Origin of the sequence: Streptomyces graminilatus (assembly GCF_001418565.1) — a bacterium.
Taxonomy (GTDB): domain Bacteria; phylum Actinomycetota; class Actinomycetes; order Streptomycetales; family Streptomycetaceae; genus Streptomyces; species Streptomyces graminilatus.
Window position 1 is genome coordinate 12,643 of sequence record NZ_LIQQ01000187.1, and the last position, 14,436, is coordinate 27,078.

Sequence of the window (14,436 nt, forward strand, 5' to 3'; positions counted from 1 at the left end):
GCGGGGTGGTTCAGCCTTCCGGTACCACCGGATCCAGGGATCGGGCACCTAGCGTTGCCGGTGAGGCGTCCGAGGAGACCGGCGCCGGAGCCGACAGGGAGAGCGCGAATGATCGACGCACGGCAGCTGACCAAGAGGTACGGCGAGAAGACGGCCGTCGACGGGCTGGACTTCGTCGTGAAGCCGGGAACGGTGACCGGCTTTCTGGGGCCCAACGGCGCGGGCAAGTCCACGACCATGCGCATGATCGTCGGCCTCGACGCCCCGACCAGGGGCTCCGTCACCGTGAACGGGCACCACTACGCCCGCCACCAGGCACCGCTCCAGGAGGTCGGCGCCCTCCTGGAGGCGAAGTCGGTCCACCCGGGCCGTTCGGCGTACAACCACCTCAAAGCCCTCGCCCTGACCCACGGCATCCCGGGCCGCCGGGTCGACGAGGTCATCGGCCTCGCCGGACTGGGCAGCGTGGCGAAGAAGCGGGCCGGCGCCTTCTCCCTCGGGATGGGCCAGCGGCTGGGCATCGCGGCGGCGCTGCTGGGCGATCCGCGGACGGTGATGCTGGACGAGCCGGTCAACGGGCTGGACCCGGAGGGCGTGCTCTGGATCCGCAACCTGCTGAAGGGGCTCGCCGACGAGGGCCGGACGGTGTTCGTGTCCTCGCACCTGATGAGCGAGATGGCCCTGGTGGCGGACCACCTGATCATCGTGGGGCGCGGGCGGCTGCTGGCCGACACGACCGTCGCGGACCTGATCCGCGAGGCGGGCGGCGACACGGTGAAGGTGGTGACGCAGGACCCGGCGCGGCTGCGTGACGTGCTGGCGGGGCCGGGCGTCGACGTCAGCGGCCGGATCGGCTCCGAGGAACTGCGGGTGACCGGGCTGACCGCCCGCGAGATCGGACTGAAGGCCGCCGAGCACGGCATCGCGCTGTTCGAGCTGAGCGCACGGACCGTGTCACTGGAGGAGGCGTTCATGGACCTGACCAGGGATGCCGTGGAGTACCACGGCACCACGACCGGCACCGAGTCTGTCGGGAGGCCCGCATGAGCACCCTCACCGAAACCGCCGAGGAACCCCGGACCACCTCCGCCCGCCCCGCCTACCGGGTGACCGGACGGCGCGTGCTCGCCTCCGAATGGGCCAAGCTGTGGTCCCTGCGCTCGACCTGGATCACGCTGGGGCTCGGCCTGGTGTTCCTGGTGGCCTTCGGCCTGATCTCCGCGAACCGCTACAAGTCGGGGATCACCTCCGGGCACATGGACCATGACTTCGCCGGTGCGACGGCCGTGAGCCTGTCCCTTTTCGGTACGCACTTCGCCCAGATGGCCCTGGGGGTCCTCGGCGTGCTGGTCACGGCGGGGGAGTACTCGACCGGCATGATCCGCTCGACCCTCGCGGCGGTCCCCCGCCGGCTCCCCGTCCTGTGGTCCAAGGCAGTGGTGTTCGGGCTGGTCGCGCTGGCCGTGGGAACGCTCGGCGGGTTCGTCGCCTTCCTGACCGGGAGCGGAATCGTCTCGGGCACACCCGCGGCCATGGGCCTCTCGCACGCGGGCGTCCCGCGCAGCCTGCTGGGCGCGGGGCTCTACCTCGGCCTGGTCGGGGTGATCGGCACCGCCCTGGGCGCGCTGCTGCGGTCGGTGGCGGGCGGGATCTCGGTGCTGGTGGCCACCCTGATGCTGATCCCGGGACTGACCTCCCTGCTGCCCAGCTCCTGGAAGGACCACATCGGCCCCTACCTGCCGTCCAACGCGGGCGAGTCGATGTTCGCGGTGACCCACGACTCCACGACCCTGTCGCCGGGCGCCGGACTGCTCGTCCTCCTCTGCTGGACGGCGCTGGTCCTGGGCGGCGCGGCGTACCGGCTCGCGCGCAGCGACGTCTGACGCCCGCACCATGGACAGGTGACGTCCGTGACCACCGATGACCTCAGCGGGATGGGACCGCTGGTCGCCCGGGTCTCCCGGGGCGGCCAGCGGCTGCGGCAGGCCGACCGGAATCATCCGTGGGCGCTGGACACCGCGGTCGTGGTCCTGGTCTTCCTGATCTTCTGCCTGCCCGACCTGCTCCACGGCGGTCTGGACGACGGCGACCGTCCGCGCCGGTTCCGCCTCGCCTTCACCCAGCTGCCCGTCGCGGGCCTGCTGGCCTTCCAGGCCGGACTGGTTCTGCCCCTGCTGTGGCGGCGACGCAAACCCCTCGTGGCGTTCGCCGCCATCACGGCGGTGTTCGTCCTCCAGTGGTCCCTGGGCGCGGCGATGCGCGCCGACGTCGCCCTCTTCATCGCCCTGTACAGCCTCGCCCTGCACGGCAGGCTGCGGCAGCTGCCGTGGGCCTGTGCGGCCATGGCGGGTGCCATGACACTGGTCGCGGTCCGGGTGCCGTCGGCCGTGTCCTTCTGGGACGCGCTGTTCTTCCTGCTGGGCACGGCGACCGCGGCCCTCGCGCTCGGCCTGGTGGTACGGATCCGCCGGGCCCAGCTCGCCGGACTGCGGGACCGGGCCGCGCGGCTGGAGATCGAGCGCGACCAGCGCAGCAGGCTGGCCACGGCCACCGAACGCACCAGGGTCGCCCGCGAGATGCACGACATCGTCGGCCACAACCTGTCCGTCATCATCACGCTGGCCGACGCCGGCGCCTACGCCACCGACCTCGCTCCCGAACGGGGCAAGGAGGCCCTCCAGCTCATCGGCGACACCGGCAGGCAGGCCCTCGGTGAACTGCGGCGCGTACTCGGCGTGCTGCGCGAGGCCACCGGCGGTCCGACGGACGGACCCGAACTCAGCCCACAGCCCGGCATCGCGGACATCGGCGCGCTCTGCGCCAAGGTGCGCGCCGCCGGCCGCGAGGTCGTCTACCGCACCTCCGGCGACGTGGACGCCCTGGACAGCGGGGTGCAGCTGACGGTGTACCGCATCGTCCAGGAAGCCCTCACCAACACCCTGAAGCACGCCGGCACCGAAACCCTGGTGCGGCTGGCGATCGTCGAGAAGGACGCCCGGCTGACCGTCCGGGTGCATGACAGCGGCCCGGTCGCACCGTCCGGACCGCCGAACGAGGAAGGACACGGCCTGGTGGGCATGCGGGAGAGAGCGGCTCTGTACGGCGGCACCGTCAGCGCGGGGCCGACGGGCGGCGGAGGATGGAGCGTCGAGGCCGTCCTCGACCTCACACCCGAGGGCGGTGCCCGGTGACCACCGTGCTCATCGTGGACGACCAGCCGCTGCAACGCTACGGCTTCCACATCCTCCTGGACTCCGTCCCCGAGACCGATGTCGTCGGTGAGGCCGCCCACGGCGCCGAGGCCGTCCGCATGACGGCCGAACTGCGCCCGGACGTCGTCCTGATGGACGTCCGGATGCCGGGCATGGACGGCATCGAGGCCACCCGCCGCATCGTCGCCGCCGGTGGCCGCTCGCGCGTCCTCGTGCTCACCACCTTCGACCTCGACGAGTACGTCCACGCCGCCATCCGCGCCGGTGCCAGCGGCTTCCTCCTCAAGGACGCGCGCCCCGAAGAGCTCCTCGCGGGCATCCGGGCGGTCGCCTGCGGCGACGCCGTCATCGCGCCCGCCCTCACCCGCCGCCTCCTGGACGAGTACGCCCGCTACGTCCCCGCCCACCGCGCGGACTGTGCCGAGGACCCGGGACTCGGCTCCCTCACCGACCGCGAGCACGAGATCCTGGTCGCCGTCGGCAAGGGCTGGACCAACGGCGAGATCGCCACCCGGTTCGTCCTGTCCGAGTCCACCGTCAAGACCCACGTCGGCCGAGTCCTCGCCAAGATCGGCGCCCGGGACCGAATCCAGGCCGTGATCTTCGCCTACGACCACGGTCTCGCCCGGCCCAACGAGGACTGAAGCGACAAGCGGCAGCGGTGAAGGCCGGACAGCCTCCCGGCCCGTAAGAGTTCCGTGAGCGGGTCGAACTCCTCCGGACCGTCCATCTCGGGCAGCCCCGGATCGAGCAGCGGTACGTCGTACGGGGTGCGCGTGGCCTCGGCCGGAGCGGCGGATCCCGTCAGGCTCCAGGTTGTCGGAACGCGTTCAGGAAACTTTCAGGCGGTCATCGACATGGTCGGACCCCACAGGCGGCCCGCGCGGTCGGCCCGTGTACCGCAGGGCGCCCGCCCCCATCCGGAGACGGGTGCCCTTTTACGCCCACCCCCTCACGAACAGGAGCGTCCGACCATGGAGAATTCCGAAGTCCGCACCGACTTAGACGGTGCCGCCGGGCAGCGACGTGCCGCGACCACGGCCGGGGCGGTGATGAAGAAGCTGCCCGAGGTCACCCTCGCGTTCTGGGTCATGAAGGTGGCCGCGACGACTCTGGGCGAGACGGCCGGCGACCTCTTCGCCCAGACCCTGAAGCTCGGCTACTTCCTCACCACGGTCGCCCTGTTCCTGCTCTTCGTGGTGACGCTGGTCGTTCAGTTGCGCTCCCGCCGCTACAACCCGTTCTTCTACTGGACGGTCATCCTGTCGACCAGCATGGCCGGCACCACGATGTCCGACTTCATGAACCGCGACGCCAGCGCCAAGTACCTCTCGGGCGGCGCCGCTTCGCTGGGCTGGGGACCCCAGGGCCTCGGCCTCGGATACCCGGCGGGCGCGGCGATCCTGATCTCGATCCTGGTTGTCGTCTTCGCCGTGTGGAAACTGACGGGGATGACGTTCGTCATCCGTGACATCGTCAGCTTCCGTGGGGAGACGCTGTTCTGGACGGCGATCCTCGTCTCCAACACCCTCGGCACCTCGATGGGTGACTTCCTGTCCGACAGTTCGGGCCTCGGCTACGCCGGCGGGGCGGCACTGGTGACCGGAGTCCTGCTGGTGCTGGTGGCCCTGATGAGGGCGCCCATGGTGTCGAACGTACTGCTGTTCTGGATCGCCTTCGTGCTGACCCGCCCCCTCGGGGCGACAGCCGGCGACTTCCTGACCAAGCCGGTCGCGAAGGGCGGTCTCGACCTCGGTACGGCGGGTTCGTCAGCCGTGCTGCTGGCCGTGCTGGTCGGCCTGACGGGCTACGCCCACGCCCAGCAGCGCCGTCGCCCGGTCCCGTCCACGGTTCTGCCTCCGGAGACGGGCGAGTACGACGACCGGGCCACCGAGCGGGCTGATCGAGTGTGAACGGCGCCGTGCTCGGACCGCGTCCGGTTGCGGGACCCCGGCCGACCGCAGCCGCCGCTTCCGGGCGTGGCCGACCGCCGGTTGCGTACTGACCCAAAACCGCTGGTCAGGAGAGTGGGGCCTCGCGTGAGCGAGGCCCCACTGAGACCTGTGCGTCATGAAAACCGCACGTCAGACGGCCTGGCGGGCGGGAGGGAGCTGTTCGAGCAGTGCCTCGATCGGCCGGTCCTCGCCGGTGGCGACAGCGGTCAGAAGGGTTTCGAGCGCCTCCCTGAGGTGGGGGACGGTTCCGTCCGGGAAGTACCCCGCGTAGTGGTTGAGGTTGACCAGCAGGGACTCCTGCCAAAGGGCCACCTCGACCCGTAGCGGGTGTTCCGTCTGGTTGATGAATTCCACCGGCTCCGCGTCCAGCAGCCGATGGAAACGGTCGAAGTTCTCGTCGAACTCGGGGAAGTGCTCGTTGACCACATAGCTGTCGAAGAGGTCGGAGGACGGTGGCAGCCCGGCCAGCTCGTACAGGCGCTGTGCGGGCAGGTACTCGTACCGGCTGATCGTCGAGATCTTCTGCTGGAGCAGGTCCAGCCAGCCGGAGAGGTGCATCGCACGGTCGATCGAGACACGTACCGGAAGGAAGTTGAAGAACTGTCCGACCGCGCGTTCGACGTCGAGCTGAGCCGTTCCCCGGCCCGAGAACACGGCACCGAAGACAACCTCCGGAGCTCCCGTGACGGCGCCGAGCAGGAGTGCCCAGCAGCCCTGCACCACGGTGTGCAGCGTGAGGTCGAAGCGCCGGGCGAACCTGGTCAGAGCGGCCGTCCGCGCCGGGGACAGCAGGACGCTCTCCTGGAGGTAGGGGCATCCGGGGTCGGGTCGCCGCTCGGACGCGGGCAGCGCGATCCTCCACGAGGGCGCGGTGATGCCGGCGAGCTGGGGCCGCCAGAACTCCTCGGCCTCCACGGTGTCCCGGCGCTGCTGTGCCACACAGAACTCGCCGAACACGGTGCCGGGTGCGGCGGCCTCGGGGGTGGCGTCCGCCGTGATCGCCTCGTACGCGTCCAGCAGTTCCTTCATCACGATCATGTAGCTCCAGCCGTCGTGCTCGACGAGGCTGAACAGGTACACGTACTCGTAGACGTGCTCCTTCGTCCGGAAGAGTGCCAGGCTCATCTGGAGCGGGGCCTCGGGGTCGAAACCACGGCGACGCCGGTCGGAGATGTACGCCTGTATGCGCCTCTCCTGTTCGACGGGCTGAACCGCGCGCCAGTCGTGCTCCTCGATGGTCACGGAGACGCCCTCGCGTACGACCTGGAGCGGGTGGCCCTCCACGGTCACATGGCTGGTCCGCAGTGCGGGGAACCGGTCGACGGTGTGCTGCCAGCTCCGCCGCAGTGTCTCGGGGCTGAAGTTCTCGCCGGTGATGCGGAAACGGTGGTGGATGACGTTGCCACCGGACTCCCGGGTCTCGCGGACACGGCGATGCATGTGTACCTGAGTGCCCGTCGCCGGGTACACGTCCGAGGCATCCGGGAACCGTTCCCGTACCTGCCGTACCAGGTCCGGCTCGGTCCGTTCGTACGACCAGGCCGAAGGAGCGGTGTCGACGACGGTGCTCTTCCGGGAGGCGGCCAGTTCCGCCAGGGCCGCGATGGTCTTGGTCTGGAAGACGTCCTGCGGGGTGAGCGAGAGGCCGCGGGCCGCGGCCCTGCTCACGACACGGATGGCGAGCAGGGAGTCGCCTCCCAGGGCGAAGAAGCCGGTGGATGTGCCGACCTCGTCCAGGCCGAGCACGTCCGCCCAGATCTCGGTGAGGACCGCCTCTTCGGGCGTGCGGGGTGCGGTGGTCCCGTCCGCGGAGACGGCTGTGTGCCGGGGCAGGGGCAGGGCGCGCCGGTCCAGCTTGCCGTTGGCGTCCGTCGGCAGGTGCGGGAGCGTCACGATCGCCGACGGAATCATGTGTTCCGGGAGCCTGTCCCGCAGGAAGCCGTCTGTCTCCTCGGTCAGCCGGCGGCCGATCTCGTTGAGCAACGGGTTGCTGATGTAGTGCCATGCCGGGCGCGGGGACGCGTCCGGCGCCGTCCAGCCCGGGTCCGGGGCGGCTCCGGGACGATGCAGCACGACACGGTAGCGGCCGGTCGCCGTGCCAGGTGCCCAGCCGATGCGGGCGTGGTATCCGTGGGCGTCGGCGAGCCGCCACCAGTCCTCGGGTTCCGAGGCGCCGTGCTCGGGCTCGGGTGACAGGTCCTCGACGGGGGTCGTGCCGTCGGCGGCGGACATGGCCGCGCGGAAGGCGTTGATCGAGGCGACGCGGGTGTTGGGCACGTCGTCCACGATCAGCACGTCGGGGCACTCGGTGCGAAGAACACGGTCCGCGTCGGCGACCGAGGTGGCACCGGACAGCCGGAGCGGCTCGACGCGGGCGTCGTCCGTGGTCGCCGGGCCTGTTTCCGGCGCGGGGGCCTCGACCGTCCGCAGCACGACGTCGTAGCGGTACCGGGTCAGCTCGTTGTGGAAATCTCCTCGCTTGAGCAGGACGTCCACGCCCGAGATACCCGGAATCTCGCGGGAGACCGCCAGGAAGAACTCGGGGTCGAGAGCGAGTTCCTGTTCCTGCGCGACGCGCTGCTCCGCCCGGGTCCGCAGCCGGTCCACCGAGAGCCCCGGTTCCGCCCTGGCCAGCTCCACCTCCGTGTGAAAGGTCTCCAGCAGGCTCAGACTCCGCAGGTCGCCCAGATAGATGACGCCACCGGGTCGCAGTCGGGCGGCCACGTCGGTGAGTACGCCGCGCAGGTAGGACGGGTCGGGGAAGTACTGCACGACGGAGTTCAGCAGGACGAGGTCGAACTCCTGCTCATCGAGGGCGCCGATGTCGTGGGCGGCGGCCGGGAACAGCCGTACCCGCGAGTGGGACGGCAGGGTGGGGAGCAGTCGCGTTCCGATGTAGTCGACCGCTGTCGGCGACACGTCCGTGCCCCAGTAGAGCTTGGTGTGCGGGGCGATCCGGGAGAGGAGCAGCCCCGTGCCGCAGCCGATCTCCAGCACTCGTTCCGGGGCGCACTCCAGTACGCGCTCCACGGTGCTGTCCACCCACAGCCGCATTTCCTCGGCGGGCAGCGGTTCGCCCGTGTAGCTGCTGTTCCAGCCGACGATGTTGAAATCGGCGTCCTTCGTCGGCTCGTCGTGGGCACGCTCGTTCCCGGTAGCGGGCACCGCGCCGGTGCCGGCCTCGTCGGCGCCGTACGTACGGTCGAAGACCTGGCTCCATTCGGCGACCTGGGCCGTGGCCAGTTCGGGGTCCCGGCCCCAGGTGTCGTCGAGGTGGGGCACGACGTATCCCACGAGCTGCTCGTGACTGTCGGGGCCGTGCAGGCGGCGCGGGACCACCACGGCCTCGCGGACCGCGGGATGCTGTTCGAGGGCGCTCTCGATCTCGCCGGGCTCGATACGGAGCCCGCGTATCTTGACCTGGAAGTCGGTGCGCCCCAGGTAGACGATGTTTCCGTCGGGCTGGTAGCGGGCGAGGTCTCCTGTCCGGTAGAGCGTTCCGCCCGCCGAGAACGGGTCGGGTACGAACCGTTCTTCGGTGAGTTCGGGCCGGTCCAGGTAGCCGCGGGCGACCTGGACGCCGCCGATGAACAACTCGCCGGTGACCCCGATCGGGACCGGGTTCATGGCCGGGTCGAGGATGTGGATCGCGGTGTTGGCCACGGGCCTGCCGATGGGAACCGTGGTGGACGACGGCTCCCGGGGCACGGTCCAGTGGGTGACGTCGATCGCCGCCTCGGTGGGCCCGTACAGGTTGTGCAGGTGGCTGTGGGGCAGCCGGTCGAAGAACCGGCGGGTCAGCGAGTAGGACAGCGCCTCGCCACTGGTGAACACGCGCCGCACGGACCCGAGTCGCGTCACTTCGGGCTCCTCCAGGAAGACCTGGAGCATGGAGGGGACGAAGTGCAGGACGCCGACGTTCTGGCGCCGGATCAGGCCGGCCAGGTACCGGGCGTCCCGGTGCCCCCCGGGGCGGGCCAGCACCAGACGGGCCCCGGTCACCAGCGGCCAGAAGAACTCCCAGACGGACACGTCGAAACTGAACGGCGTCTTCTGCAGGACGCGGTCCTCCGTGGTCAGACCGTATTCCTCCTGCATCCACAGGATCCGGTTGCGAACCGCCCGGTGGCTGACCATCGCGGCCTTCGGCCGTCCCGTCGAGCCGGAGGTGTAGATGAGGTACGCCAGGTCGTCGGGGCCCACCGTCACGTCGGGAGCGGAGGCGGGCTCCTCCGCCAGCCCGCTGTCGGGGGCGTCGAGGCACAGCACGTCGGCCCGGTGCGGCGGCAGGGAGTCCAGGAGCCCTCGCTGGGTGAGCAGAATCCGGGGCGCCGCGTCTTCGAGCATGAACGCACGCCGGTCGGCCGGGTAGTCGGGGTCGACGGGGAGGTAGGCGCCGCCCGCTTTGAGGATGCCCAGGAGCCCGATCACCAGCTCGGGTGACCGCTCGACGGAGATCGCGACGGGTTCGTCCCGGCGCACCCCCATCCGCACCAGCCGATGGGCCAACTGGTTGGCCCTGCTGTCGAGTTCGGCGTAGGTGAGGGTGTGGCCGTGCTCCGGACCCGGTTCGTCGCCGTCGGCCGCCTCCCGGAGGTGGGCGGCGTCCTCGCTCCACAGGGCGGTCGCCTCGGGGAACCGGCGTGCCATCTCCTCGAAGAGGTGGTGCAGACCCTCGCCCGGCTGATCGGAGTAGTCCCGTTCGGTGCTGTTCCACCGCACCAGTTCATCGCGTTCGTCGGGGGAGAGGACGGGCAGCTCGGCGACACGGTCCCCCGGGCTGTCGATGACGGCGTCGAGCAGCAGCCGGTAGGCGGCGATCATCCGTTCGATCGTGGCGTGGTCGAAGATGTCGGAGTTGTACTCGACCTCGCCGTGCAGGCCGTCGTCCTCCTCCGTCAGTGAGATCCACAGGTCGAACTTGCTGGTGCCGTTGCGGAGTTCGCGCCCGCCGGTGAAGACCGTGTCCCGCCTGAAGTCGTCCGGAAGGCGCGGCTGGAGCGCGAGGCAGACCTGGAAGAGCGGGTTCATGCTCATGCCGCGCTCGGGGAGCAGCTCGGAGACCAGCAGCTCGAAGGGAATGTCCTGGTGGGCATAGGCGCTCCTGGCCATGTGGCTCACCCGGGAGAGGACTTCGGGGAAGCTCGGGTTGCCGGACATGTCCGTCCGGAGCACCACGGTGTTGGCGAAGAACCCGAGGAGATCCTCGATGTCCGAGTGGTGCCGGCTCGCGACGGGTGTGCCGATGACGATGTCGTCGCTGCCGCTGAAGCGGTGCAGGAGGACGTTGAGAGCGGACACCACGGTCATGAACAGAGTGACGTCGTTCTCCCGGGCGAGCGCCTCCAGCGAGTCGACCCGGTTCCGGTCCACCCGGAAGTTCAGGCTGCCGCCCTCGAAGGACTGGACGGCCGGCCGCGGTCGGTCCATGGGGAGTTCGAACCCGGAGTTGCCCGTGCCGAGCTGCTCACGCCAGAAGGAGAGCTTGCGCTCCAGCACGGGACCGCTGAGCCGGTCCCGCTCCCACCGGGTGAAGTCGCGGTACTGCACGGGCAGTTCCGGCAGGCGTACCGGCTCGTCATGGGTGATCGCCTCGTACGCGGTCTGCAACTCCTTGAGGAGGAGGTAGAACGAATGTCCGTCGATGATGATGTGGTGCAGAGTGATCAGCATCCGGTGGCTGCTGGGGGCCAACCGTACGAGGCGGGCGGTGAACAGTGGCCCGTCCGCGAGGTCGAACAGGTGCCGGGCCTGAGTGTGCGCGAGCCGGGCGAACTCCGCTGGCCGTTCGTCCTCGGGCAGGTCACCCAGGTCTGTCATGGGCAACTCCACCCGCACTTGGTCGTGCACCCGCTGCCAGGGTTCACCGTCGACGCTGGGGAAGTCGGTGCGGAACGCCTCGTGCCGCTGGACGATCACCTCCAGGGCCTCGGCCAGGGCCCGCGGGTCCACCTCCCCTTCGAGGGTGAACTCAATGGTCACGTTGTAGGCGGGGCTGCCGGGCACCATCTGGTCCAAGGACCAGAGGCGTTGCTGCTGGAAGGCGAGGGGAACGCGGTCCGTGTCGTTCCCCGGCAGCAGCTCCGGTTCGAGGGCGTCGTCGGACCGGGACAGCTCGCGGAGCGTGTCCGCGATCAAGGCGGGTGTGGGGTGATCGAAGACGAGGGTGGTGGGCAGGCTCAGCCCCGTCGCCTTCGTGAGGTGGTTACGGAGTTCGAGCGCGCTCATGGAGCTGAGGCCCAGCTGGACCAGGTTGTCGTCCGGGGCGACGTCATGGGCCCTGCCGTACCCGAGGACGGCCGCGGCGGCGGCTCGTACGACATCGAGCAGGTCCGCGTCCTCGATCGGGTCACCCGGGAGTGACCCAGCAGCCTCTTCCGACGGCCCCAGGGCAGCCAGGGTACGGGTGAGACCCGCTGACGACGACCGGCTGTCCGGCGACTGCCCCTGGTCGGGCCCGTCCAGCCAGTACCGCCGGCGTTGGAAGGCGTAGGTCGGCAGGTCGACCAGTCGCCCTCCGGCGAGCCGCCAGTCCACCGGCAGGCCCCGCGTGTACGCCTCGGCCGCCGACGCCAGCATCCGGGCCATGCCGCCCTCGTCCCGCCGCAGCGTGCCGACCGTGTGAGCGTCGTCGGGTATGGCGGTGATGAGCACCGGGTGAGGGCTCGACTCGATGAAGAGGGTGTAGCCCTGTTCCCTGAGGCTTTCGACCGCGGGGCCGAACCGCACGGTCTCGCGCAGGTTGCGGTACCAGTACTCGGCGTCGAGCGCGGAGGTGTCCAGCCAGTCGCCGGTGACGGTGGAGAAGAACGGGATCCGCGAGGGCCGGGGTGACGTGTCGGCGAGGGCTTCGAGGAGCGGTGCCCGGACCGATTCGACCTGCGCCGAGTGCGAGGCGTAGTCCACCGGGATCCGGCGCACTCGTGCTCCCGCCGCCTCGTACCGTTCCACCAGCGCGTCCAGCGCCCCGGTGGCCGCGGACACCACGAGGGAGGACGGGCCGTTCACCGCCGCCAACGAGACGTCGTCACCGATCAGTTCGGCATGGTCGACAGCGGCCATGCCGCCTCCGCCGGCGAGCTCCCTCGCGATGATGCGGCTGCGTACCGAGACGATGCGGGCGGCGTCCTCAAGGGTCAGCGCGCCGGCGACGTACGCGGCGGCGATCTCGCCCTGCGAGTGCCCCAGCACCGCCGCCGGCTCGACGCCCAGCGAACGCCACATCTCCGCCAGCGACACCATCACCGCGAACAGCAGCGGCTGGACGACGTCGACCCTGTCGAGGTCGAGGTCGTCGTCCAGCACCGACCAGTCCACGAAGGGCGCCAGCGCCTCGTCACAGCGCCGCATCGACGCGGCGAACACCTCCGACGATTCCAGCAACTCCCTGGCCATGCCCGCCCACTGGGAGCCCTGACCAGGAAAGACGAACACGGGCTTGGGCCTGCCCATGGCCACCGCCGACACCACGCCCGAGGCCGGCTCGCCCTTGGCCAGCGCTGTCAGTCTCGGCAGGAACTCCGCATGGCTCCGCCCCAGCACCACCGCGCGGTGCGGGAAGGCGCTGCGCGACGTCAGCAGTGAGTGGGCCACGTCGACAGGCGCCGCACGGGGCCTGTCCTCGACGAACGACACAAGCCTGCGGGCCTGGGCGCGCAGCGCGTCCTCGGTGCGACCCGACAGGACCCACGGGACGACGGAGGCGGTAGCGGAGGTGGAGGTGGAGGTGGAGTCGGAGGGTTCGGTCGCGGAACCGGGCTCGGCGGATTCGGGGCCGCTCCGTCCGTCGCCGGTGTCCTCCGGCGCCTGTTCCAGGATCACGTGCGCGTTGGTTCCGCTGACGCCGAACGACGACACCGCCGACCTGAACGGGTGCCCTGTCACCGGCCAGGGCCTGCTCTCGGTCAGCAGTTCGACGGCTCCGGCGGTCCAGTCCACCTTCGGCGACGGTGCGTCCACGTGCAGGGTCTCCGGGACGACGCCGTGCCGCATCGCCTCCACCATCTTGATCACTCCGGCCACTCCGGCAGCGGCCTGGGTGTGCCCGATGTTCGACTTCACCGAGCCGAGCAGCATGGCCCGTTCGGGCGTTCGCCCCTGGCCGTAGACGGCCATGACGGCCTGTGCCTCGATGGGGTCGCCGAGCACCGTGCCCGTGCCGTGCGCCTCGATCACATCGATGTCTTCCGGGGCGAGACCGGCGTTGTGGAGGGCCGCCCGGATCACGCGTTGCTGAGAAGGTCCGTTCGGCGCCGTGAGCCCGCTGCTGGCGCCGTCCTGGTTGACGGCGGTGCCACGGATCACGGCCAGCACCGGATGCCCCGCGCTCCTGGCGTCCGACAGCCGCTCCACCAGCAGCATGCCGACGCCCTCCGCCCAGGCGACCCCGTCGGCTGCGGCGGCGAAGGACTTGCAGCGGCCGTCCGGGGCGAGCCCGCCCTGCCGGGAGAAATCGACGAAGGTCTCAGGCGTCGCCATCACCGCCGCGCCGCCCACCAACGCCAGCGAGCAGTCCCCCTGGCGCAGTGCCTGACCTGCCAGGTGCACGGCCACCAGCGAGGAGGAACACGCCGTGTCCACGGTCACCGCCGGGCCTTCGAGGCCGAGGGTGTAGGAGATACGGCCCGAAGCCACGCTGCCCGCACTGCCGTTGCCGAGGAAACCGGACAGTTCCTCCGGCGCGGTGGGCCACCGCGAACCGTAGTCGCCGTACATCAGTCCGACGAACACGCCGGTCCGGCTGCCCCGCAGGGAGAGCGGATCGATGCCGGCGCGCTCCACCGCCTCCCAGGAGCACTCCAGCAGCAGGCGCTGCTGGGGGTCCATCGCCAGCGCCTCGCGCGGAGAGATCCCGAAGAAGGGGGCGTCGAAGCCGGCGCAGTCGTGCAGGAATCCGCCTTCCTTCGTCACGGAGCGGTCGCCGACGTCCCAGCCGCGGTCGTCGGGGAAAGGCGTGATCGCGTCCCGGGCGTCGGCGACGAGCTGCCAGAGCTCCTCCGGGCCGGTGACGCCTCCGGGGTACCGGCAGGCCATGCCGACGATCGCCAGGGGTTCGTCGGCCGCCGCCCGTAAGCGCTCGTTCTCGCGGCGCAGGCGATCGCTCTCCAGGAGGGAGGCGCGCAGCGCGGCGATGGCACGCTCGTTGGACGAAGGCGAGGAAGGGGCGGTGGTGTTTACGGTGTCCATGTCAGGCCCGGTCTCGGTGTCGGTGGCGCTCTCGTCGGCGCCAGGGGCGGTCGGGGTCATGGGAAAACCTCCAGGTGGTACCA

Annotated in this window: 6 protein-coding genes; 5 read left to right on the top strand and 1 reads right to left on the bottom strand. The window is 70.5% G+C overall.

All coding sequences use genetic code 11. The features are described from left to right. The first annotated feature begins 108 nt into the window (after nt 1–108). The 5 genes from AOK08_RS17270 to AOK08_RS17290 all read left to right on the top strand — a co-directional run bounded on the left by AOK08_RS17270 (nt 109) and on the right by AOK08_RS17290 (nt 5,125). Nucleotides 109–1,047 (top strand): ABC transporter ATP-binding protein, encoded by a 939-nt coding sequence (locus AOK08_RS17270; protein ID WP_055526532.1) that lies wholly within the window; start codon nt 109–111, stop codon nt 1,045–1,047. Next, complete coding sequence (locus tag AOK08_RS17275; RefSeq protein WP_055526534.1) at nt 1,044–1,883, top strand: ABC transporter permease; 840 nt, start codon at nt 1,044–1,046, stop codon at nt 1,881–1,883. Before AOK08_RS17270 ends, AOK08_RS17275 begins: the two co-directional genes overlap by 4 nt. Before the next feature lie 27 nt (nt 1,884–1,910). After that, nucleotides 1,911–3,191 carry a sensor histidine kinase gene (locus AOK08_RS17280; RefSeq protein ID WP_055526536.1) on the top strand — a complete coding sequence of 427 codons (1,281 nt, stop codon included), beginning with the start codon at nt 1,911–1,913 and terminating at the stop codon, nt 3,189–3,191. After that, nucleotides 3,188–3,856: a response regulator gene (locus tag AOK08_RS17285; RefSeq protein ID WP_055526538.1), complete on the top strand. Its 669-nt coding sequence runs from the start codon at nt 3,188–3,190 to the stop codon at nt 3,854–3,856. The genes AOK08_RS17280 and AOK08_RS17285 overlap by 4 nt, the downstream gene beginning before the upstream one ends. Nucleotides 3,857–4,186: 330 nt before the next feature. Then, nucleotides 4,187–5,125 carry a COG4705 family protein gene (locus AOK08_RS17290; RefSeq protein ID WP_079054082.1) on the top strand — a complete coding sequence of 313 codons (939 nt, stop codon included), beginning with the start codon at nt 4,187–4,189 and terminating at the stop codon, nt 5,123–5,125. Between the two features lie 171 nt (nt 5,126–5,296). Here AOK08_RS17290 and AOK08_RS17295 read toward each other — a convergent pair whose 3' ends face one another. Continuing rightward, nucleotides 5,297–14,413 (bottom strand): hybrid non-ribosomal peptide synthetase/type I polyketide synthase, encoded by a 9,117-nt coding sequence (locus tag AOK08_RS17295; protein WP_055526540.1) that lies wholly within the window; start codon nt 14,411–14,413, stop codon nt 5,297–5,299. Nucleotides 14,414–14,436 lie beyond the last annotated feature (23 nt).